The organism is Agromyces sp. GXS1127 (genome assembly GCF_050565425.1).
Taxonomy (GTDB): domain Bacteria; phylum Actinomycetota; class Actinomycetes; order Actinomycetales; family Microbacteriaceae; genus Agromyces.
Map to the genome: position 1 here is coordinate 86,474 of NZ_JBOCIG010000003.1, position 20,421 is coordinate 106,894.

18 protein-coding genes and 1 riboswitch are annotated in these 20,421 nt (G+C 73.2%); of the genes, 8 read left to right on the plus strand and 10 right to left on the minus strand.

The features are described from left to right. Positions 1 to 33 precede the first annotated feature (33 nt). Both ACQ393_RS05910 and ACQ393_RS05915 read right to left on the minus strand, forming a co-directional pair. Positions 34 to 975 (minus strand): carbohydrate kinase family protein, encoded by a 942-nt coding sequence (locus ACQ393_RS05910; protein WP_430645901.1) that lies wholly within the window; start codon positions 973 to 975, stop codon positions 34 to 36. Next, the gene (locus ACQ393_RS05915; RefSeq protein WP_430645902.1) at positions 959 to 1,879 is read right to left on the minus strand and encodes a pseudouridine-5'-phosphate glycosidase; all 921 of its coding nucleotides are present in this window, start codon (positions 1,877 to 1,879) and stop codon (positions 959 to 961) included. Before ACQ393_RS05915 ends, ACQ393_RS05910 begins: the two co-directional genes overlap by 17 nt. Positions 1,880 to 1,922: 43 nt before the next feature. Between ACQ393_RS05915 and ACQ393_RS05920 the strand changes: the two genes are divergently transcribed. The 4 genes from ACQ393_RS05920 (at position 1,923) to ACQ393_RS05935 (ending at position 4,985) form a co-directional block, all read left to right on the plus strand. Next, positions 1,923 to 2,849: an ABC transporter ATP-binding protein gene (locus ACQ393_RS05920; protein WP_430645903.1), complete on the plus strand. Its 927-nt coding sequence runs from the start codon at positions 1,923 to 1,925 to the stop codon at positions 2,847 to 2,849. Further along, positions 2,846 to 3,712: an ABC transporter permease gene (locus ACQ393_RS05925; protein WP_430645904.1), complete on the plus strand. Its 867-nt coding sequence runs from the start codon at positions 2,846 to 2,848 to the stop codon at positions 3,710 to 3,712. Before ACQ393_RS05920 ends, ACQ393_RS05925 begins: the two co-directional genes overlap by 4 nt. Beyond that, positions 3,709 to 4,533: an ABC transporter permease gene (locus tag ACQ393_RS05930; RefSeq protein WP_430645905.1), complete on the plus strand. Its 825-nt coding sequence runs from the start codon at positions 3,709 to 3,711 to the stop codon at positions 4,531 to 4,533. Before ACQ393_RS05925 ends, ACQ393_RS05930 begins: the two co-directional genes overlap by 4 nt. 101 nt (positions 4,534 to 4,634) lie before the next feature. Beyond that, on the plus strand, positions 4,635 to 4,985 hold the full coding sequence (locus ACQ393_RS05935) for a hypothetical protein (protein ID WP_430645906.1): 351 nt from the start codon (positions 4,635 to 4,637) through the stop codon (positions 4,983 to 4,985). A 12-nt stretch (positions 4,986 to 4,997) separates the two neighbouring features. Here ACQ393_RS05935 and ACQ393_RS05940 read toward each other — a convergent pair whose 3' ends face one another. Then, positions 4,998 to 5,420 carry an aldehyde dehydrogenase gene (locus tag ACQ393_RS05940; protein ID WP_430645907.1) on the minus strand — a complete coding sequence of 141 codons (423 nt, stop codon included), beginning with the start codon at positions 5,418 to 5,420 and terminating at the stop codon, positions 4,998 to 5,000. A 211-nt stretch (positions 5,421 to 5,631) separates the two neighbouring features. After that, on the minus strand, positions 5,632 to 7,131 hold the full coding sequence (locus tag ACQ393_RS05945) for an MFS transporter (protein ID WP_430645908.1): 1,500 nt from the start codon (positions 7,129 to 7,131) through the stop codon (positions 5,632 to 5,634). Positions 7,132 to 7,459: 328 nt separating this feature from the next. Here ACQ393_RS05945 and ACQ393_RS05950 point away from each other — a divergent pair, with 328 nt between their 5' ends. From ACQ393_RS05950 to ACQ393_RS05960, 3 genes are read left to right on the plus strand one after another with little or no spacing between them, the layout of a single operon-like run. After that, positions 7,460 to 10,213, plus strand: a complete 2,754-nt coding sequence (locus ACQ393_RS05950) for an AMP-binding protein (protein WP_430645909.1) — start codon at positions 7,460 to 7,462, stop codon at positions 10,211 to 10,213. Positions 10,214 to 10,273: 60 nt separating this feature from the next. Further along, the gene (locus ACQ393_RS05955) at positions 10,274 to 11,680 is read left to right on the plus strand and encodes a ferredoxin reductase family protein (protein WP_430645910.1); all 1,407 of its coding nucleotides are present in this window, start codon (positions 10,274 to 10,276) and stop codon (positions 11,678 to 11,680) included. Positions 11,681 to 11,697: 17 nt separating this feature from the next. Continuing rightward, entirely contained in the window at positions 11,698 to 12,159 is a 462-nt protein-coding gene (locus ACQ393_RS05960; protein ID WP_430645911.1) for an FMN-binding protein, read from the plus strand. 78 nt (positions 12,160 to 12,237) lie between these two features. Here ACQ393_RS05960 and ribH read toward each other — a convergent pair whose 3' ends face one another. The 6 genes from ribH to ACQ393_RS05990 form a co-directional block, all read right to left on the minus strand. Then, entirely contained in the window at positions 12,238 to 12,708 is a 471-nt protein-coding gene (gene ribH / locus ACQ393_RS05965) for a 6,7-dimethyl-8-ribityllumazine synthase (protein ID WP_430645912.1), read from the minus strand. Further along, positions 12,705 to 14,006, minus strand: coding sequence for a GTP cyclohydrolase II (gene ribA / locus ACQ393_RS05970; protein WP_430645913.1), 1,302 nt, complete (start codon positions 14,004 to 14,006; stop codon positions 12,705 to 12,707). Before ribA ends, ribH begins: the two co-directional genes overlap by 4 nt. Continuing rightward, positions 14,003 to 14,704 (minus strand): riboflavin synthase, encoded by a 702-nt coding sequence (locus tag ACQ393_RS05975; protein ID WP_430645914.1) that lies wholly within the window; start codon positions 14,702 to 14,704, stop codon positions 14,003 to 14,005. Before ACQ393_RS05975 ends, ribA begins: the two co-directional genes overlap by 4 nt. 1 nt (position 14,705) lies before the next feature. After that, complete coding sequence (ribD, locus tag ACQ393_RS05980; protein ID WP_430645915.1) at positions 14,706 to 15,770, minus strand: bifunctional diaminohydroxyphosphoribosylaminopyrimidine deaminase/5-amino-6-(5-phosphoribosylamino)uracil reductase RibD; 1,065 nt, start codon at positions 15,768 to 15,770, stop codon at positions 14,706 to 14,708. 76 nt (positions 15,771 to 15,846) lie between these two features. After that, positions 15,847 to 15,992: riboswitch (FMN riboswitch) on the minus strand. Positions 15,993 to 16,092: 100 nt separating this feature from the next. Beyond that, entirely contained in the window at positions 16,093 to 17,283 is a 1,191-nt protein-coding gene (locus ACQ393_RS05985) for a hypothetical protein (RefSeq protein WP_430645916.1), read from the minus strand. 73 nt (positions 17,284 to 17,356) lie between these two features. After that, positions 17,357 to 18,403, minus strand: coding sequence for a sugar-binding transcriptional regulator (locus ACQ393_RS05990; RefSeq protein WP_430646297.1), 1,047 nt, complete (start codon positions 18,401 to 18,403; stop codon positions 17,357 to 17,359). A gap of 122 nt (positions 18,404 to 18,525) precedes the next feature. On the opposite strand from ACQ393_RS05990, the gene ACQ393_RS05995 reads away from it, so the two are divergent. Beyond that, complete coding sequence (locus tag ACQ393_RS05995; RefSeq protein ID WP_430645917.1) at positions 18,526 to 20,274, plus strand: glycerol-3-phosphate dehydrogenase/oxidase; 1,749 nt, start codon at positions 18,526 to 18,528, stop codon at positions 20,272 to 20,274. The last annotated feature ends 147 nt before the right edge of the window (positions 20,275 to 20,421 follow it).

Below are 20,421 nucleotides of genomic sequence, written 5' to 3' on the forward strand. Positions count from 1 at the left end.
CCCGCCCGGCCCGACCCCGCCCGGCCCGACCCGTCAGCCGGCGTCGACCGCGTCGCCGCCGGGCGAGCCGATGACGGATGCCGCGGCGGCGTGCCCCGCGAGGCAGCACGCCCCGGCATCCGCCCCGCCCATCGCTTCGGCCAGGTACCCCGCGGCGAAGGCGTCGCCCGCCCCGGTCAGGTCGCGGACGCGGGCGACCGGGGCGACCGGCACGCGAGCGACGAGCGCCCCGTCGTCGAACACCTCGGTCGGTTCCGGTCCGTGCTTGACCACGACGCGCCCGGCCACGGAGGCCGCGGCCGGGCCGCCGCCGGCGACGCCGAGGAGCAGGCCCTCCGTCTCGTTCGCGAACAGCACGTCGGGGTGCAGGGCGACCAGCCAGCCCAGCACGCGCTCGACGCCGAGCGACTCGATCAGTCCGGTGGACGACGCGTCGATCGACACGCGCGCACCACGCTCCCGCGCGAGTTCGACGAGGCGGCGCACCTCGCCGCGCATCGGTTCGTGCTCGAAGCCGTAGCTCGGCACGTGCAGCCGGGCGACGCCGTCGAGCCATGCCGGGTCGACGGCCGCGAGCTCGGCCGCCGCCGCGCGGTCGGGGAACATGGTGCGCTCGCCGTCGGGTGCGATGACGAGGACGACGGCGCCCGTCCGGCCCGCGCGCTGGACGCGCACGTCGACGCCGCTCGCGGCGAGCGCGGCCACGAGCGCGGCGCCGGCCCCGTCGTCGCCCACGCGTCCGACGAACCGTGTGGGCGCGCGGGAGGCGGCGTGCGCGGCGACGTTCGCGGCGCTGCCGCCCCGCGAGCGGAACACCTGCGCCGCCGAGTCTGTCGCCGCGCGAATCGGCTCGGTCGCCCAGACCACGATGTCCTCGAGCAGGTCGCCGACGACCACGAGGACGCCGGGCGCCGACGCATCCGGCGGGGCCGCGCCGGCCGTAGCCCGGCTCGCCGGTTCAGCGGGCGAGCTCACGCGCGATCTCCGCACCGAGCCGGGCGTTGCCGCGATAGACCGCGAGGTTCGCCTCGAGGCTGCGGCCGCCCGTCGCGCGCTGGACGAAGTCGAGGAGGAACGGCGTCGTGTCGTGCCCGGCGACGCCCGCGGCATCCGCTGCGGCCAGTGCTTCCGCGAGGACGCGCCCGTGGACCTTGGGGTCGAGCTGCTCGGCCTCGGCGACCGGGTTCGCGACGAGCACCGCCGAGGCCAGGCCGAGCTCGTCGCGGGCGCGCGCCACCGCGGCGGCCTCCGCCGCCGACTCGACGCGCGCCGGCACGGCGAAGCCCGAGTCGGCGACGTAGAAGCCGGGGAAGCGGTCCGTCCGGAACCCCAGCACCGTGATCCCGAGCGTCTCGAGGCGTTCGAGCGTCGCACCCACGTCGAGGATTGACTTCACGCCGGCGCTCACGACCACGATCGGCGTCGCGGCGAGCGCGGGCAGGTCGGTCGACTCGTCGAACGTGTCGCTCGCACCGCGGTGCACGCCGCCGAGGCCGCCGGTCGAGAACACCCGGATGCCGGCGCGGTGCGCGAGCCACGCCGTCGCCGCGACCGTCGTGCCGGCGTCGAGGCCCGCGGCGCGGGCGACCGGAAGGTCGCGCGTGCTCGCCTTGACGACGTCGCCCGACGTGCAGAGCCGCTCGATCTCGCGCTCGTCGAGGCCGACGACCGCCCTGCCGCCGACGACGCCGATCGTGGCGGGCTCGACCCCGGCGTCGCGCACGAGCGCCTCGGTCGCGAGGCCGACCTCGAGGTTGCGGGGGCTCGGCAGCCCGTGCGTCAGGATCGTCGACTCGAGGGCGAGGACGGGCCGCCCGGCGGCGACGGCGTCGCGCACGCGATCGGCCACGCGCAGGGCGGGGGAGCGGTCGGGCTGCATGCGCCTCATCGTATGTCGGCGCCGGAGGGTAGTCTCGGGATCCGTGCCGGAGCCCGTGATCATCGCCGAGAACCTCGTCAAGCGCTACGGGGAGTTCGCCGCGGTCGACGGGCTCTCCTTCGAGGTCGCGCCCGGCGAGTCCTTCGGCCTGCTCGGGCCGAACGGCGCAGGCAAGTCCACGACCATGCGCATGATCGGCGCCGTTTCGGCGCGTTCCGGCGGCGACCTGTCGATCCTCGGGCTCGATCCCGACCGGCACGGCCCCGACATCCGATCCCAGCTCGGCGTCGTGCCGCAGTCCGACAACCTCGACGCCGAGCTCCGCGTCCGCGAGAACCTGCTCGTCTACGGCCGCTACTTCGGGCTGCCCCGGCGCGTGGTCGCCGAGCGCGCCGACGAGCTGCTCCGGTTCGCGCAACTGGAGGACCGCGGCGCGGCCAAGGTCGATGCGCTCTCGGGCGGCATGAAGCGGCGGCTCACGATCGCCCGCGGCCTCATCAACGACCCCCGCATCCTGCTGCTCGACGAGCCGACGACCGGGCTCGACCCGCAGGCGCGGCACATCCTGTGGGATCGCCTGTTCCGGCTCAAGGAGCAGGGCAAGACCCTGGTCGTCACGACGCACTACATGGACGAGGCCGAGCAGCTCTGCGACCGGCTCGTCGTCGTCGACCACGGGCGGATCATGGCCGAGGGCACGCCGGCCGAGCTCATCCGCCGCTACTCCTCGCGCGAGGTGCTCGAGCTGCGCTTCGGCTCCGACCGCAACGAGGAGGTGGCGCGCGCCCTCGAGGGCACCGGCGACCGGATCGAGGTGCTGCCCGACCGCATCCTCGTGTACACGCCCGACGGCGAGGCCGAGCTCGAGCGCATCGCCGAGGCGGGCCTGCACCCGCTCACGAGCCTCGTGCGCCGCTCGAGCCTGGAGGACGTCTTCCTCCGGCTGACCGGACGGAGCCTCATCGAATGAGCGACGAGTCCGCCGCGGTCGCCGCGCGACCTCCGACCCGGTCCGATGACGCCCGCCGTGCGCTCTCCGGCGGCGTGAAGCCCCGCCGGTTCGGCGCCTGGTACGTGGCGGAGCATCGGCTGCGCGTCATGTGGTCGTACGCGCAGACGATCCTCGCGACCGGGTTCGGCGAGCCGCTCATCTACCTCTACGCGATGGGCGTGGGCCTCGCGACGCTCGTCGACCAGAACCTCGGGCTCGAGGCGCAGGGCGTCGGCTACCTCGTCTACGTCGCGCCCGCCCTGCTGTGCAGCGCGGGCCTCACGACCGCGACCATCGAGTTCTCGTACCCCGTGCTGCTCGGCTACAAGTGGAATCCCACGTTCGCCGGCATGCACGCCGGGCCGATCAGTCCCGGGCAGGTGGTCGACGGGCTGGTAATCTCGGTGGTCGCCCGGCTCACGGCGACGATGATCGTCTACTTCGGCTTCATGCTCCTGGTCGGCGCCGTGCCGTCGGCCACCGGGTGGCTCGCGATCGTCGTCGCCATCCTCACCGGGATGGCGTTCGGCACGCTCCTGATGGCGTACGCGTCGACGATCCGGGAGGACACGGGCCAGCTCGCCATGGTGCAGCGGCTCGTCGTCGTGCCGCTCACCCTGTTCTCCGGCACGTTCTTCCCGCTCACCGAGCTGCCGTGGTTCCTGCAGTGGATCGGCTGGATCTCGCCGCTGTGGCACGGCACGGAGCTCTCGCGGGTGCTCACGTTCGGCTACGCCGAACCCGCCTGGCTCACCGTCACGCACCTCGTCGTCCTCGTGGCCATGACCGCGGTCGGCTGGCTGTGGTCGCGGCGCATCGCGATGCGGAGGCTCACCGCATGACCCTCGTCGACCACGCCCTCGAGCACCGCGCGCCGCGCCGCGGCGTCGGCGCGCTGTACGCCGGCAACGCCCGCGCGGTCATGTACCGCGGATGGCGCGCGACGCGATCCACGAACTGGCTGGTGATGCTGAGCGGCCTGTTCGAGCCGATCTTCTACCTGCTCTCGCTCGGCATCGGGCTCGGCGCGCTGGTCGGCACCGTGGCCGTCGACGGCCGCGAGGTGCCGTACGCCGCGTTCATCGCGCCCGCCCTGCTCGCGGTCGCCGCGATGAACGGCGCGATCTACGACTCGACCTGGAACGTGTTCTTCAAGATCCGCTTCGCCAAGCTCTACGAGGGCATGCTCGCCACCTCGCTCGGACCGCTGGACGTCGCGCTCGGCGAGATCTCGCTGGCGCTGCTCCGCGGCGGGCTCTACGCCGCCGGCTTCATGCTGGTCATGCAGGTGCTCGGGCTCGCGCTGTCGTGGTGGGCCGTGCTCGCCTTCCCGGCGGTGCTGCTCATCGCGTTCGGGTTCGCGAGCGTCGGCATGGCCGTGACGAGCTACCTGACCTCGTTCCAGCAGATGGACTGGATCAACTTCGTGATGCTGCCGATGTTCCTGTTCTCGGCGACGTTCTACCCGCTGTCGGTCTACCCGGAGCCGATCCAGTGGGTCATCCAGGCGCTGCCGCTCTGGCACGGCGTCGAGCTCGTCCGCGGGCTCACGACGGGCGCGGTCGATGCGTCGTTGCTCATCCACGTCGCGTACTACCTCGTGATGATCGCGGCGGGCATGGTCTTCACCACGAAGCGGCTGCGAGCGCTCTTCCTGGGCTGAGGCGCGGACTGTTGCCGCGTGTGACGGCGCCCCGCGACATCCGTCATGCCCCGGCGTATCGTCGCCTGCACGAACCGACCGAACGACCGAGGAGCATCGCCATGTCGCCGCAGAACCCGCACGCCGCCGCCGAGTCCCGCACGGGCCTCGCGATGGGCATGCGCGGCTGCGTCGACGGGGAGGCGTGCACGAGCGACCGACCGGGCCACGGGCTGAACGCCATCCAGGACCGGCTCTCCCGCATCGTCGCGAGCCGCTGGGTCGACGCGGTCGTGACCGCGTCCGGCGCCGACGGCTTCGTCGAGCTGCTCGACCTCGACGGCGGCGTGCACCGCGTCTGGCATCACGGGGCGCTGCGCGGCGAGATCGCCGTCGGCGATCCGGTCGCGCTGCACCCCGTGTACGGCGTGCTCGCGCGCGGCGACGAGCGGTTCAGCATCGCCGCCGTCTGAGCCGAGGGAGCGTCAGCTCGCCGGCATCTCCTCCATCGCGCCCATCATCTTCTCCATGGCCATCACGGCCTGGTCGCAGGCCATGGCGCACATGCGGCAGTGCTCGCTCATCTCGGCGTGCTGCGAGCACTCGGCGGAGCAGGCCCGGCACATGGTGACGCAGGCCTCCATCATCGACGTCATGACCCGCACGTCGTAGCCGGTGGTGCGGAGCATCATCCGCATCATCGTGTCGCACACGTCGGCGCAGTTCGAGCACATCGCCGCGCACCGGCCCATGCTCTCGCCCGCGTCGGCGTCGGCGCACATGAGGCATGCCTGCATGCACGCGGAGAGCGCCTCGACGGCCTCCTGCATCATCGACAGGTCCACGTCCTTCATGGGCCGGTCCGACGCCGACATGGCGCCCTTCATCATGTCCATCGTCAGGTTCATGCCGCACCTCGCCGTCCCGGGGGCCGGGCGTCGGTCCTGCCGGCATTGGGACCCGGCGACCCCGTCGAGCCGAATGCTACGCCGCGCGCCACGCGTCGAGAAGGGGGTCGACCGGCGCTCGCCGGCGTGCAGCGGGCGGATGCCGCGGGGCGGATGCCGCGGGCTGCGCGAGCCCGCGGCATCCGCCCCGTTCGATCGATGCGCCGTGCGGCTAGAGCGACGCCGCCTCGGCCTCGCCCTCGGCGATCCGTCCCTGCGCGGGAACGCCCGCGGCCTCGTAGTCGACGTCCTTGGTCTCCTTCGAGACGAGCAGCGCCACGAGGGTCAGCACGCCCATCGCGGAGAGGTAGACGCCGACCGGCCACGGCTCGCCGCCGGCCGCCGCCCAGAGCGCGACCGCGATGAGGGGTGCGACCGCCGCTCCGAGGATGGACGAGACGTTGTACGCGATCGCCGAGCCCGTGTAGCGGACGTTCGTCGGGAACAGCTCGGGCAGCAGCGCGCCCATCGGCCCGAACGTCGCACCCATGAGCATGAACCCGAACACGAGGAACGCCTGCGTGAGCGCGCCCGTGAACTTCGGGTCGAGCTGGGGCATGAGGAACAGGTTGAACGTCAGGCCGAAGACGATGATCGCCGAGGTGACCCAGATGAGCAGGCGCCGGCGGCCGATCGCGTCGGCGATCGGACCGGACAGCAGCGTGAAGACGCCGAAGAACACGACCCCGATGATCTGCATGGTCACGAAGTCCGCGTAGCCGAACCCGAGGCCGGGGTAGAACTGGGCCGCGAACGCGCTCGCGTCGAACTGGGTGCCGGAGGCCTCGGCGGCGGCCTGCGCGGCGGCGGACGCGGTCTCGAGGTCGGCGGCCTTCGTGCCGTACGAGAGCGTGAAGTTCGTCATCAGGTAGAAGAGCACGTAGGTCGCGAGCATGAAGAACGTGCCGAGGACGAGCTCGCGCCAGTTGTGCCGGAACACCGTGCCGAGCGGGAGCTTGCGGATGGCGCCCATCCCGCTCGCCTTGGTGAAGGCGCTCGACTCGACGAGCCGCAGGCGCACCCAGAGGCCGACGATCACCATGACGGCCGAGAAGAGGAACGGCACGCGCCAGCCCCACTCGAAGAACCACTCGCGCGACGGCGCCGCGAGGTTGATCGCGAGGAAGAGGCCGTTGGCGATGATGAAGCCGAGCGGCGCGCCGAGCTGCGGGAACGTGCCGTACCAGGCGCGCGTGCCGGCGGGGGCGTTCTCGGTCGCGACGAGCGCCGCGCCCGACCACTCGCCGCCGAGGGCGAAGCCCTGCGCGAGCCGGAGGACGAGCAGCAGCAGCGCCGCGAACCATCCGATCTGCTCGAAGGTCGGCAGGAGGCCGATGAGGAACGTCGCGATGCCCATGACGAGCAGCGACGCGACGAGCGTCGCCTTGCGGCCGTGCTTGTCGCCGAAGTGGCCGAACACGATCGCGCCGATGGGTCGCGCGATCATCGCCGCCCCGAAGACGCCGAACGAGGCGAGGAGTGCGGTGGTCTGGTTGCCGGTGGGGAAGAAGAGGATCGGGAACACGAGGACGGCGGCCGTCGCGTACGCGTAGAAGTCGTAGAACTCGATCGTCGTGCCGACGAGGCTGGCGAGGATGACCCGGCCGCGCGAGTTCACGGGCGCGGCGGGGGTCGTGGCCGAGGCGTCGGCGGGGGACTGGGTTGCGGTCATTGCGGTGCGGGAACTTCCGATGGGGAGCGAGGCCCTCGCGGGGCGCGTCGATCGGGCGCCGCACCGCGCGGGTCGAGTGGATCCGCTGCTTGTGGCAACCTGCACACCCTACGCGCGCGGCACCGAGCGGACGAACCGGATGCGACGAGCGGCGGCGCCCGTGCGACGAGCGGTGCGGCCAGCGTGGCCTCGGGGGCGGTCGAGCGGATGCCGCGCCCGCACGCGTCACGGACCGTCGCGGATTTCGAGGCCCGCGTCGCGTCGAGTAAGGTAAGCCTCACCTTCCCGCCGATCCGGCGGAATCCGCCCCCTCGAACCGGACACCGCCATGCCCATGCTCCTGACCAGGACCGAGCCGACGCTCGACCTCCTCGGCGGCGACCCCGGCGCTCCGGCGCTCGTGACCCCGACCGCGCAGGTCGACTACGCCGAGCTCCGCGACCGGATCGACGACCGCCGTACCGCGCTCGGCGCGGGCCGCCGCCTGGTCTTCCTCTCCGGCTCGAACACGGTCGAGTCGATCGTCACCTACCTCGCCGCCCTCGCGGCGGGGCACCCGGTGCTGCTCCTCCCGGCGGGTGTCGAGGGTGCGGCGCTCGAAGCGCTCGTCGACCGGTACGTCCCCGACGTCGTGGCGCGCGCAGACCGGGGCGGGTTCGGTCTGTCGGGCACGACGGACGGCGCCCCGCGCGAGTTCCACCCCGAGCTCGCCCTACTCGCGAGCACGTCGGGATCGACCGGCTCCCCGAAGCTCGTGCGGCTCTCGCGCACGAACGTGACTGCGAACGCACGGAGCATCGCCGACTACCTCGGCCTCACGCCCGACGACCGGGCCGCGACGACGCTGCCCCTCGGCTACTGCTACGGGCTCTCGGTCGTGAACAGCCACCTCGCGGCCGGCGCGAGCCTGCTGCTCAGCGACCGATCGGTCGTCGAACTGGCGTTCTGGAGCGAGTTCGCGGCCCTCGGCGCGACCTCCTTCGCCGGCGTCCCGTACACGTACGAGCTGCTCGAGGGCACCGACTTCGCCGAACGCGACCTGCCCGACCTCCGCTACGTCACGCAGGCCGGCGGCCGCCTCGCCCCCGAGCGGGTCCGCGCGCTCGCGCGCCTCGGACGCCGGCGGGGCTTCGACGTCTACGTGATGTACGGCCAGACCGAGGCTACCGCGCGCATGGCCTACCTGCCGCCCGCGCTCGCCGAGACGGCCGCGGGCGCGATCGGCGTGCCGATCCCCGGCGGGTCGTTCCGCATCGACGAGTCCGCCGCGGGCGCGTCGCTGGGCGAGGGCGAGCTCGTCTACTCCGGCCCGAACGTGATGATGGGCTATGCCGAGTCACCGGCCGACCTCTCCCGAGGCGCCGAGCTCGCCGAGCTGCGCACGGGCGACCTCGCCCGTCGCCGCGACGACGGGCTGATCGAGATCACGGGCCGGATCAGCCGGTTCGCGAAGAGCTTCGGGCTCCGACTGGACCTCGACCGGATCGAGCGGCTCCTCGCCGACGACGGCGTCGAGGCGCGCACCGTCGCGGTCGACGAGCGGCTCGCGGTGTTCGTCCGGCACGACCGGTTCGCGGGACACGCTCGTGACGCGGTCGCCCGGCACACGGGACTGCCCGCGCACGCGTTCGACGTCCACGCGCTCGCCGAGTTCCCGCGCACCGCGAACGGCAAGCCCGACCACGCCGCGCTCCGCGCGCATGCGGCACTCCTGCGGGCGACGGATGCCGCGGCACCGCGTCCGCAGACGGCTGTCGCCGACGCGTCGTCGTCGACCGCTCCGCCGCTCGCGGACGGCTCAACCCCGGCCGCCGCCGCGACGGTCGACCTCCGCGACCTCTACGCCGAACTGCTCGGCCGGCCCGACGCGACCGAGGACGACAGCTTCGCCTCGCTCGACGGCGACTCCCTGAACTACGTCGAGCTCGCGCTGCGCCTCGAGGAGCGGATCGGCGCGCTGCCCGCCGACTGGCCGAGCCGGAGCATCCGTTCGCTCGGCGGCGCGGTGCCGCAGCCCGAGCCGGCCGGCGCCGACACTGAACCCGACGCGGCAACCGCGGGAGCGACCACGCCCACGACGGCGCGCATCGCGCGCGCCGCAGCCTCCCCGCGGCGTCGCCGCATCGCGTGGCTCGAGACCTCGGTGGTGCTGCGTGCCGCTGCGATCGCGCTGATCGTCGCCACGCACGCCGACGTGGTCCAGTTGAAGGGCGGCGCGCACCTGCTGCTCGCGGTCGCGGGCTTCAACCTCGCCCGGTTCCGTTTCGCCGGGAGTGCCGGTCGGCTCGCCGACGAACGCCCGGAGCGCCGCCGGCGCGTGCGGGGCCTGCTGCGCAGTGCGGCGCTCATCGCCGTGCCCGCCGTGCTCTGGATCGGCGGCGTCGCGCTCGTCGCCCGCACGTACGACCCCGCGACGGTGCTGCTGTCGAACCAGCTCGTGCCGGGAGCCACCGCGTGGAGCGAGCAGTGGCAGTTCTGGTTCCTCGAGGCGCTCGTCTGGTCGATCGTCGGTCTCGCCGCGCTGTTCGCCGTGCCGGGCGTCACCCGACTCGAACGGCGATACCCGTACGCGTTCGCGCTCGTCGTCCTCGGCGTCGCCCTCGCGTTCCGCTACGCGGTCACCGGCGGGATCACGCCCTCCTCGCCGCTGCGGTACGCGCTCCCGGCGATCGCGTGGTTCATCGCGCTCGGCTGGCTCGTCGCCCGGTCGACGACGCCGCCGCGTCGGCTCGTCGCGAGCGCGATCGCCCTCGCGACCGTGCCGGGCTTCTTCGGCGATCCCGTCCGCGAGGTCGTCGTGCTCGTCGGGCTCGGCCTGCTGATCTGGGTGACGAGCCTCCCGGTGCCCGCCGTGCTGGCGGGAGCGGTCGGCACCGTGGCATCCGGCTCGATGTTCGTCTACCTCACGCACTGGCAGGTGTACCCGCCCATCGAGGAGTGGTCGCCGCCGCTCGCGATCGTCGCGTCGTTCGCGGTCGGGCTCACCGCCTGGTGGGCGTGGGGCAGGGCGACCGGATGGCTCGGTGCCGCCCGTCGCCGCCGGATCGCCGGGCGCACGGCGGGGCGCGCACCCCTGCGCTGACCGGCGGCCCCATAGGATGGCCGCGAACTGCGCTCGACGCCCGACCGTGTGGGAGGCAGGATGACCGGCGCGACCAGCGAACTGCCGGAGCCGATCCTGCCCTCGACGCTGCAGCTCCGACGGCGCCACCTCAACCGACTGCGCCTGGCCGACCTCCTCGAGGGCGCCGCGTGGTTCTCCACCGTGGTGGTCCTGGCGCTCTTCCTCGCCGACGGCGGGGCGTCGACCTTCACGACCTGGCGCGAGGTGCCCACCGGCCTCGGCATCGTCGCCGGGCTCATCGGCAGCAACGTCGTCCTCATCATGCTGCTGCTCGTCGCGCGGGTTCCGCTGGTCGACCGGACGTTCGGCGCCGATCAGACCATGGCCGCGCACCGCCGGCTCGGCAAGCCGGCGATCCTGCTGCTCATCGCCCACGCGCTCCTGCTCATCTGGGGCTACGGCCTCGCGCTCGGCAGGGACCCCATCGCGCAGGGCGCGGCGATGCTCACCTCCATGCCCGACATGCCCCAGGCCTTCGCGGCCCTGGCCGGGTTCATCCTCGTCGTCGTGACCTCGCTCGTGGTCGTGCGTCGGGTCGTGTCGCACGAGTTCTGGTACGCGGTGCACCTCGTGACCTACGCGGCGGTGCTCCTCGCGCTGCCGCACCAGTTCTCGCACGGCGGACTCTTCGCGGAGGGCACCTGGGCGCGCTGGTACTGGCTCGCGCTCTCGTTCGGCGTGCTTGCGCTGATCCTGGTGTTCCGGGTGCTCATCCCGCTCGGACGCAACGCACGCCATCGCCTGCGCGTGTCGGAGGTGGCGGCGGAGGCGCCGGGCGTGGCATCCGTGACCATGACGGGCCGGAACCTCGACCGCCTCCACGCCCGGGGCGGCCAGTACTCGATCTGGCGGTTCTGGTCGCCGGGCCTGCGGTGGGAGGGCCACCCGTACTCGCTCTCGGCCGCCCCCGACGGGCGCTCGTTCCGCATCACGGTCCGCGACCTCGGCGACGACAGCCGACGCGTGCTCTCGCTGGAGCCCGGCACGCGCGTCTACTTCGAGGGCCCGTACGGAGTGTTCACCACGGCGACGCGGACGAGCCCCGACGCCGTCCTCATGGGCGCGGGGATCGGCATCACGCCGATCCGCGCGCTCGCCGACTCGATGCTGCGCGCCGCTCGCACCGTGACGATCATCCTCCGGGCCAACGAGGACGGGCAGCTCTACCTCCGCCGCGAGTTCGACGCGCTCCGCGAGCACGCGTCGGTCCGGGTCGTCGAGATCGTGGGACCGCCGGCCACCCGGGAGCGCACCTGGCTTCCCGACTCGATGGCCGACGACTCGCTCGCCACGATCGTGCCCGACCTGGCCGATGCCGACGTCTACGTGTGCGGACCGGCCGTGTGGGCCGACCTCGTCATCGCCGACGCCCGATCGGCGGGCCTCCGGCGCCGCCAGATCCACAGCGAGCGGTTCGCCTGGTGATGCGGCGATCCAGTGCGGTGATCCTCGTGTCCGCGTCGACGGTGACGCTCGGCGCGGGGTGGCTGGCGGGTGCGGGGTACGGGATCGACTCCGGGTCGGGCACGGCCACCGTGCCGTCGTCGCCGGGGCCCGGTGCGACCGAGACGGATGCCGCGACCAGCGCGCCGAGCACCGCGCCGACCGAGACGGCGACCGGTCCGGTCACCGTCGACGGCGCGGTCGTCGACACGAAGTACGGCACCGTGCAGGTGCAGGTGGTGGTCGAGGCCGACGCCATCGTGGACCTCATCGCGGTGAAGCTGACAGACTCGAGCGAGACGTCGGTCGAGGTCAGTGCGAGGGCCGCGCCGATCCTCCGGGAGGAGATCCTGGCCGCGCAGTCGACCGAGGTCGGGAACGTCTCGGGTGCCACCTACACCTCGGAGGCCTACCGGTCGTCGGTCCAGTCCGCGCTCGACGCGATCGGGTCCGCCGAATAGGCGTTCCACCCGACTCGAGGTTCTGCGACCGAGGGCCGATCGGCGCCGCCGGTCTCGGCGGCGCCGGTGCACGGCCGGTCAGCCGCGCAGCGCCCGCAGCGTGTTCGCCGTGGCGATCGCGGCCTCCGCCGCCTCGCGCCCCTTGTCCTCCTTCGAGCCCGGCAGGCCGGCCCGGTCGAGGCCCTGCTGCTCGTCGTCGAGGGTGAGCACGCCGAAGCCGACCGGCTTGCCGGTGTCGAGCGCGACGCGGGTGAGGCCGTCGGTCGCCGCCGACGACACGTACTCGAAGTGCGGCGTGCCGCCGCGGATGATGACGCCGAGCGCCACGACCGCGTCGGCGCCCGCCTCGAGGGCGGCCTTCGACACCACGGGGAGCTCGAAGCTGCCCGGCACGCGGACCAGCTCGAACGATGCGCCGGCCGCCTCGAGCGTGCGCGTCGCGCCCGCGATGAGGCCGTCGGAGATCTCGTCGTGCCAGCTCCCGGCGACGATCACGACGTTGAGGCCCTCGCCGTCGACGTCGAGTTCGGGTGATCCTGCTCCGCTCATGATGCGTGTCCCTTCAGGAGTTCGTCGGCAGCATCGGTCAGCTGCCGGTCGTCGATGGCGTGTCCCATGCGGGTGCGCTTGGTCTCGAGGTAGCCGGCGTTGACGGCGCCGACGCCGACGACGAGCGGCAGGCGGTCCGCGATGCGGATGCCGTGGGCCTCGAGCTGGTGCACCTTCTCGGGGTTGTTCGTGAGCAGTCGCACCCGGTCGACGCCGAGGTCGTCGAGGATGGCGCTCGCCGCCGAGTAGTCTCGAGCGTCGATCGGCAGGCCGAGCGCGAGGTTCGCGTCGAGGGTGTCGAGCCCGCCCTCCTGGAGGCGGTATGCGCGCAGCTTGTTGATGAGGCCGATGCCGCGGCCCTCGTGGCCGCGCAGGTAGACCACGACGCCGCCGTGCTCGGCGATCGTCGACAGCGCGGTGTCGAGCTGCGGCCCGCACTCGCACTTCAGCGAGCCGATCGCCTCGCCGGTCAGGCACTCGGAGTGCACGCGCGTGATCGCGCCCGCCGGGTCGGCGGCGGGGTCGCCCGCGATGATCGCGAGGTGGTCGGCCCCGGTGTTCCGGTCGCGGTAGGCGCGCACGCGGAACGTGCCGTGCATGGTCGGCAGGTTCGTCTCGACCTCGAACTGCACGCGCGGCGACTCGTCGATCGGGGCCGGCGTCTCGCCCGCCGCGAGGTCCTGGCCGCCGTGCTGCTCGTGGAGCCAGTCGATGAGCGCGGCGACGGTCGTGACGGGCAGCCCCTCGCGCTCGCCGAGCTCGATGAGCCCTGGGAGGCGCATCATCTCGCCGTCGTCCTCGACGAGTTCGCCGATCACGCCGACGGGCGAGAGGCCCGCGAGCCGCATCAGGTCGACGGCCGCCTCGGTGTGTCCAGCCCGCTCGCGCACGCCGCCGTCCACCGCGCGGAGCGGCAGGATGTGGCCGGGCCGGATGAGCCGGTCGGGCGTCGACTCCGGGTCGGCGAGCACGCGCAGGGTGTGCGCCCGGTCGGAGGCCGAGATGCCCGTCGACGTGCGATCGGACGCGTCCACCGAGACGGTGTACGCCGTGCCGCGCGCGTCCTCGTTGCGTTCGACCATGAGCGGGAGCCCGAGCCGGTCGGCGAATGCGTTCGGCATGGGCGCGCAGAGGTACCCGCTCGTGTTGCGCACCATCCACGCGATCCACTCGCGGGTGGCGAACTCGGCGGCCATGATGGCGTCGCCCTCGTTCTCGCGGGCCTCGTCGTCGGCGACGATGACGGGCTTGCCCGCGCGAAGCGCGTCGAGCACCTCGGGGATCGTGGCCAGGCTCATCGGTCGCCCCCGATCGTCGACGACGCGGGTTCGTCGGCGCGGTGCTCGAGGCCGGGACCGCCCGGTTCGGCGAGCGACGAGGGCAGCGCGTGGTGCGCGTCCAGGCGCAGCATCCGCTGCACGTGACGGGCGAGCACGTCGGTCTCGAGATTGACGCGGTCGCCCGGCTCGAGGGAACCGAGGGTCGTCGCGGCGAGCGTCTCGGGGATGAGCGAGACCTCGAACCAGGACCCGCCCGGCTCGTCGCCGAGCCCGCTCACGGTGAGGGAGACGCCGTCGACCGCGATCGAGCCCTTGTCGACGACGAGGGCGGCCAGGCCGGCCGGCAGCGAGAATCGCACGACGCGCCAGGCGTCGCCGGGGACGACGTCGAGCACCTCGGCCGTCCCGTCGACGTGGCCCTGCACGATGTGGCCGCCGAGCCGGTCGCCCACGAGGGCGGCGCGCTCGAGATTGACGCGCCGGCCGGCCTCCACGGAGTCGAGCGTCGACATCGCCAGCGTCTGGGCCATGACGTCGGCGGTGAACGAGTCGGCGTCGGAGTCGACGACGGTGAGGCAGACGCCGGAGACCGCGATCGAATCGCCGTGGCGGACGCCCTCGACGACCTTCGGCCCGTGGACGGTCACGCGCATGACGTCGGCAGCGGGCTCGACGCGCGTCACCTCGCCGAGCTCCTCGATGATTCCGGTGAACATGTCAGGCCCTCTCTCGGGTGGTGGTCTCCGGGTGCCCGGCGGCTCGGGGCCGCGCGACGACGAGGAGGTCCTCGCCGAGTCGCACCAGGTCGGTGATGTGGAAACGACGGGTGTCGGCGATCGTCGCGACGCCGATGTCGCCGACCGCGGTGCGCGGACCGCCGATGACGGCGGGCGCCAGGTAGACGAGCAGCTCGTCGGCGAGGCCGGCCGCGAGGAAAGCGCTCGCGAGCGTCGGTCCGCCCTCGACGAAGAGCGAGCGGATGCCGCGACGCTGGAGCTCCTCGAGGTCGGCCGCGAGCTCGGTGCCGGCCAGCGTGATCGCCTCGAGCGGATGCCGCAGCACCGCGGCGTCGGCGGGGACGGCGCGTCGTCCGAACACGACCGGGACCGGCTGGTCGTCGAGCAGGGCGCCGTCGTCGTCGCGCGCGGTGAGCGCCGGGTCGTCGGCGAGCACGGTGCCCGTGCCCACGGCGATGGCGTCGGCGGTCGCCCGTCGGCGGTGCACGTCGGCGCGGGCCTCGGCACCGGTGATCCAGCGGCTCGAGCCGTCGGCCGCCGCGACGCGCCCGTCGAGGCTCGACGCCCACTTCAGGATGACGCGGGGGCGCCGCTCGCGCGTGGCGAAGACCCAGTCCTCGAGGAACGCCGCGACCTCGTCGGCGAGCACGCCGCGGTCGACCTCGACGCCCGCGTCGCGGAGCGTGCGGGCTCCGCCCGCCGAGCGCCGGCCCGGATCGTCGACCGCGTAGACGACCCGCGCGACCCCGGCGTCGACGAGCGCCTGCGCGCACGGGCCGGTCCGGCCGACGTGGTTGCACGGCTCGAGCGTGACCACGGCGGTCGCGCCGCGCGCCGCTCCGGGCGCGAGCTTCGACAGCGCGTCGACCTCGGCGTGCGCGGTGCCCGCGCCGCGGTGCCACCCCTCGGCGAGCACCTCGCCGTCGGGGGAGAGGATGACGCAGCCGACGCGCGGGTTCACGCCTCGCGCCGGACCGCGCTCCGCGAGCTCCAGCGCCCGACGCATCGTCGCGGCATCCGTTGCCGCGCGCGTGGCCGTGGTCATCGCCTCTCGCCTGCCTTCCAGGCTCCGGGGCGCCCGGGCAACGCCGGACCGGTCGACGACGCGCACGGCGTCGCCGACACGTGCTGCCTCCCATCCGGACTTTCACCGTCGGTCCCGGAATCCCACCGGATCAACCGTCCGCGCGCGACCGGATGGTCACGCGCTCGCGGCTCGCGGACTCTCACCGCCGGTTCGGACTTGCACCGACCCCGGAGCACGTTACGTGTTCGATTCTAGGTCAACGTCCGAGGGCGGCGGGTATTCCCGGTCTCGGCCGTGCGTGCCCCGACCGGCGGTCGGCCCGGTCGCGCGCGTTCACCCGTCAGCGGCAGGCTGACGCGGCCTGGATCTGCGCGTCGCTCGGCCGGCCGTACGCCTCGATCCCGGCTCCGGGCACGTCGTAGCCCATGCCGATCGCCCACGCCGTGGCCCAGACCTCGTGGTCGCCCGCGAACTCCGCTCCGCTGAAGATCGTCGCGCAGTCCTCGCGCATCACCTGCACGTGGCCGACCTCGTGCACGACCACGGCCTTCGCGTTCTCGTCCCACGACCAGGCGTCCTCGATGCTGTACGTGAGCGAGATCAGCCCGTAGCCCTCGCCGTCGGCGTCCTGGAAGAACTCGGCCGTGCCCGAGTAGTACCCGTCGCTCGAGTACCCGCCGACCACCTCCGCCCAGACGACGTCGAACGGCACCCCGAAGGCGACGGACCGTGCGAACGCCTCGATGTCGGCGCGGACGGGGAATTCGGCGAGCCGTGCCGTCTCGGTGGCGTGCGAGTCGCGGAGCGCGGCCACGGCGGCGGCGAGGTCGGCGTAGCGGCTCGAGTCGCCTGACGACACGGTGGGGGAGTTCCGGAGCGCGGCGATCGCCTCGTCGACTTCGACCCGCGCGGTGACCGTGGCCGACGGGTTCTCCTCGATCGCGGCGGCGGCGCGCGCCTCGGTCCCGGCGATGAGCGCCTCCGTGGCGTCGGCGATCGCCAGGCTGCCGTCGGCGACGCGGTCGCGCGCGGCGTCGTAGCGGGCGGTCGCCTCCTCGCGGGACGGGACGAGGTCGATCAGCTCGACGAGGTCGGCGTAGCGCTCCCACGCGGGAGCGAATGTGCCCGGATCGCCGAGCGCGGCGATGCCGGGGCTCGCCGGGCGCTCGGCGAGCCGCGCACGGGCGTCGGCGATCGCCTGTTCGAGGGCGGCGCGGTCGCCGTCGGCGACGAGGTCGCCGGTGGCGATGCCGACGAGTGCGTCGCCACGGTCGGCCGCACTCCCGGCGCGTTCGGCGGTCTCGCGGTAGTCGGCCGCCGCCTCGTCGTACGCGGCGTCGGCGGCGGACCAGGTCGGCCACACCTGCGCGTGGACCACGGTCGCGACGACCTGGTGGCCGACCGCCCACACCGCGACCACGGCGGCGATGATCGCCGCACCGGCGAGGCCGCTGACCCCGCGGCCGGCGCGGGGGGAGCGAGGCTCGGGCGGGACCATGACGAACTCGATCGGCTGGTCGGCGTCGTGCATCAGGTCTCCTCGTGCGCGCGCCCGCGCGGGCGGGCGCGAGGGCAAACCTATCGCGCGGAGCGCGTGGGCGGGATCACGATTGCGTCGCAGCTCCGGTTCGGGCCGCGCGATCGTCGTCGTCGCCGCCCGAACCCTCGACCAGCCGTCGCGCGGTGCCCTCGTCGACGATCAGGTCGGTGATGAGGCCAGCCGCGAGCGCGCCGATGAGACCCGGCAGCTTCGCCTGCCCCGAGACGACGCAGATCCGCCGCGGCGCGCGCCGCAGCACCGAGAAGTCGGGCCCGGTCGCGCGGGCGTTCAGTGCGATGCCCTCGGTCGTGCCATCCGCTCGGTAGAAGACGGTGGCCACGTCGCCGACGACGCCGTCGCGCGACAGAGCCTGATAGTCGGCGCGCTCGAGGTACCCGCCCTGGTACACGTGGCTCGGCACCTCGGCGAACGGGGAGCCGATGCCGAAGATCGCGACGTCCATCGACGCCTGCAGGTCGAGCAGGCGGCGCGTACTGCGCTCGCGCCAGAACGCCTCCTTCGTGGCGGGGTCGTCGAAGAAGGCCGGCACCGGGAACTGCTGCACGCGCGCCCCGAACGCGTCGCCGAACCTGCGCAGCAGTTCCGAGGCGTAGAGGATGCCGGTGGTGCGCAGGTTGCCCGCGCCGTTCAGCTGCACGATCTCGGAGTTGTGCGTCGCCTTGGGCGCGAGGTGGCGGCTCATCGCGCTCATCGTGGAGCCCCACGCGACGCCGATCGTCTGGTTCGAGTCGATGAACCGAGTGAGAATCCGTGCAGCCGAGAGCGCGACGCGCTCGAGCCGGTCGACGTCGCTCGCGTGATCCGGCACCGGGACGACGTGGGCGGAGACCTCGTGCCGCTCGAGGATCTCCTGCTCGAGCCGGCTCGGCAGGTCGAGCGGGGAGTGGATCGAGATCTCGACGAGCCCGGTCGCGCGCGCGTGGCTCAACAGGCGCGAAACCGAGGAACGGGAGGTGTGCAGCTCCTTCGCGATGGCGTCCATGGTGAGGTCCTGCAGGTAGTACAGGTGTGCCGCGCGCAGCGCGTCGCGCGTCTTGCCGGTGGGCAGCTCGTGCCCGGCGGTCGGTCCCGCGGCATCCGTCACGACCATCGGATCATCCCCCTGCACATCTGTTCATTCGGCTTGCAAGCATGTTCAGCACTGCCACGATGTATTCATCCACAGCCGGGGCACGCACCGCAACCCGGCGTGACCAGCTCGAAAGGACAGCGATGTCGCCCACCACGTCGCCGACGACGAACCGCCCCACGCACGCCCCCGGCACCCGCGCCGAGATCGCCGCGCTCCGAGACCGACCCACCGCCGAGGTCGTGATCATCGGCGGCGGCATCAACGGCATCGCCACCTTCCGCGACCTCGCCCTGCAGGGCGTCGACGTCGTGCTCGTCGAGCGCGACGACTTCGTCTCGGGCGCGTCCGCCGCCTCGAGCCACATGATCCACGGCGGCATCCGCTACCTCGAGAACGGCGAGTTCCGCCTCGTGCAGGAATCGGTGCAGGAGCGCAACGGGCTGCTGAGGATCGCGCCGCACTACGTCAAGCCGCTGCGCACGACCGTCCCGATCTTCTCCACCTTCTCCGGCATCCTCTCGGCGCCGCTGCGCTTCCTGACGCACCGCCAGGGCAGGCCCGCCGAGCGCGGCGCGGCCCTCATCAAGGCGGGCCTCACGATCTACGACGCGTTCTCGCGTGACGGCGGGTCGGTCCCGCGCCACCGGTTCCTCGGCGCGCGGAGGTCGCTCGCCGAACTGCCCGCGCTCAACCCCGGACTGAAGTACACCGCGACGTACTACGACGCGAGCATGCACGACCCCGAGCGCCTCGCGCTCGACGTGCTGCACGACGGACTCGCCGCCGGCCCGCACGCCCGCGCGGCGAACGCGCTCGAGGCCGTCGGCCTCGGCGCCCACGGCGTCCGGGTGCGCGACGGGCTCACCGGCCAGGAGTTCGACCTCGCCGCCGACGTCGTCGTGAACACCTCCGGCCCGTGGACCGACCTCACCAACGCGCAGCTCGGCCGCGGCACCCGCTTCATGGGCGGCACCAAGGGTTCGCACATCGTGCTCGAGAACGACGAGCTCCTCGCCGCCACCGGCGGACGCGAGATCTTCTTCGAGCACGAGGACGGCCGGATCGTGCTCATCTATCCGCTCAAGGGGCGGGTCATGGTGGGCACGACCGACCTCGAGCACGACATGCGCGAGCCCGCCGTCTGCACCGAGGAGGAGGTCGACTACTTCTTCGACCTCGTCGCGCACGTCTTCCCGGGGATCGCGGTCGACCGCTCGCAGATCGTCTTCCGCTTCTCCGGTGTCCGGCCGCTGCCGCGGCACGACGACACCCAGCCCGGGTTCGTGAGCCGCGACTACCGCATCGAGCGGGCGGAGGTCGCGGAGCGCCCCGGCACGACCCTGCTGAGCCTCGTGGGCGGCAAGTGGACGACGTTCCGCGCCCTCGCCGAGCACCTCTCCGACGAGGTGCTCGGGCTCCTGGGCCGCCACCGCGTGCGGTCGACGAAGGGCCTGCCGATCGGCGGCGGCGCCGGGTTCCCGACCACGGATGACGCGCGGCTGGTGTGGATCGCCGGCCACGGCGACGGCGTGGGGCGCGAGCGGGCCGAACAACTGCTGGAGCGGTACGGCGCGCGCGCCGAGGCGGTCATCGAGGCGATCGAGGATGCCGCGGAGACGCCGCTCGCAGCGGCGCCGTCGTACTCGCGCGAGGAGATCGCGTGGCTCGCCGCGAACGAGCGCGTCGTGCACCTCCTCGACGTGGTGCTGCGCCGGACCAGCCTGGCGTTCACCGGAGCGGTGACCTCCGCGCTGCTCGTCGAGCTCGCCGACGTCGTCGGCGATGCGCTCGGCTGGACGGACGTGCGGCGACGCGACGAGGTCGAGTCGACCCGACGGGTGCTCGCCGAACGGCACGGCGTCGCGCTCGATTCGCCCGTCACGGCGTGACTCCGGCGCGGGGCGCGGCGGTAGCGGTGCCGGGCGGCGCTCGCCGGCGGCCTCGCGAATCTGCACGGATGTGCACGTGGAACGGCCGCTGACCGGCGGATCCCGCGGGTACGTTTCATGCGGGCCGCTCGGATGACGGCTCATCCG

Bases quoted from the DNA above. Each gene is read 5' to 3' on its own strand.
- ribA (WP_430645913.1), bottom strand. From the start codon at position 14,006: ATGAGCCTGGCCACGATCCCCGAGGTGCTCGACGCGCTTCGCGCGGGC.
- ACQ393_RS05935 (WP_430645906.1), top strand. From the start codon at position 4,635: ATGTCGCCGCAGAACCCGCACGCCGCCGCCGAGTCCCGCACGGGCCTC.
- ribD (WP_430645915.1), bottom strand. From the start codon at position 15,770: ATGACCACGGCCACGCGCGCGGCAACGGATGCCGCGACGATGCGTCGG.
- ACQ393_RS05955 (WP_430645910.1), top strand. From the start codon at position 10,274: ATGACCGGCGCGACCAGCGAACTGCCGGAGCCGATCCTGCCCTCGACG.
- ACQ393_RS05950 (WP_430645909.1), top strand. From the start codon at position 7,460: ATGCCCATGCTCCTGACCAGGACCGAGCCGACGCTCGACCTCCTCGGC.
- ACQ393_RS05975 (WP_430645914.1), bottom strand. From the start codon at position 14,704: ATGTTCACCGGAATCATCGAGGAGCTCGGCGAGGTGACGCGCGTCGAG.
- ACQ393_RS05945 (WP_430645908.1), bottom strand. From the start codon at position 7,131: ATGACCGCAACCCAGTCCCCCGCCGACGCCTCGGCCACGACCCCCGCC.
- ACQ393_RS05940 (WP_430645907.1), bottom strand. From the start codon at position 5,420: ATGAACCTGACGATGGACATGATGAAGGGCGCCATGTCGGCGTCGGAC.
- ACQ393_RS05925 (WP_430645904.1), top strand. From the start codon at position 2,846: ATGAGCGACGAGTCCGCCGCGGTCGCCGCGCGACCTCCGACCCGGTCC.
- ACQ393_RS05995 (WP_430645917.1), top strand. From the start codon at position 18,526: ATGTCGCCCACCACGTCGCCGACGACGAACCGCCCCACGCACGCCCCC.
- ACQ393_RS05985 (WP_430645916.1), bottom strand. From the start codon at position 17,283: ATGCACGACGCCGACCAGCCGATCGAGTTCGTCATGGTCCCGCCCGAG.
- ribH (WP_430645912.1), bottom strand. From the start codon at position 12,708: ATGAGCGGAGCAGGATCACCCGAACTCGACGTCGACGGCGAGGGCCTC.
- ACQ393_RS05990 (WP_430646297.1), bottom strand. From the start codon at position 18,403: ATGGTCGTGACGGATGCCGCGGGACCGACCGCCGGGCACGAGCTGCCC.
- ACQ393_RS05915 (WP_430645902.1), bottom strand. From the start codon at position 1,879: ATGCAGCCCGACCGCTCCCCCGCCCTGCGCGTGGCCGATCGCGTGCGC.
- ACQ393_RS05930 (WP_430645905.1), top strand. From the start codon at position 3,709: ATGACCCTCGTCGACCACGCCCTCGAGCACCGCGCGCCGCGCCGCGGC.